Raw genomic sequence first — 449 nt, forward strand, 5'->3', positions numbered from 1 at the left:
CGCCAATTGTTGCTGCTGTCCATGGATAACGCCTGAATCGAAGATCAGCGCAGCCTAGGGTGATTCTCCTCGTGAGCGCAAGACTCATGCGCAAGCGACGCTTTGCCAAGCATTTGAATGCCGGCACGAATCAACCAGCAGGCGAGGATGAACGGCGCGGTCAGCGTCACCAATCCAAGGGCAGCAAACAGCGGCGTCACCAGCAGCGCCAGGGCAATGGCGAGCAGCGGCAGCCACGGATGTTGCCGTTGCGCGCTGAAGGCGAGGGCGGCGAGTACGGCGTTGTAGCCACCGAGCCCAAGCAGCGCGGCGGACGTTTCGTGGTGCAGCAGACTCGAGCCCAGGCCGATCGCCGACGCCAGCAGCGCCCAGCAGAACGCGCGGCGATCGGCGAGCAGCAAACCGCTGGCGATCAACGCCCCGGCCAATGGATGGTCGAGAAACATCAC

Annotated in this window: 1 protein-coding gene; it reads right to left on the reverse strand. The window is 63.7% G+C overall.

Features of this window, described 5'->3' with window-relative positions:
* Positions 1 to 44: 44 nt before the first annotated feature.
* Positions 45 to 449: urea transporter (locus J5M56_RS25365; protein ID WP_207938105.1), on the reverse strand; the 405-nt coding region annotated here is incomplete at its 5' end.

Source organism: Pseudomonas sp. 51_B (assembly GCF_017491595.1).
Taxonomy (GTDB): domain Bacteria; phylum Pseudomonadota; class Gammaproteobacteria; order Pseudomonadales; family Pseudomonadaceae; genus Aquipseudomonas; species Aquipseudomonas promysalinigenes.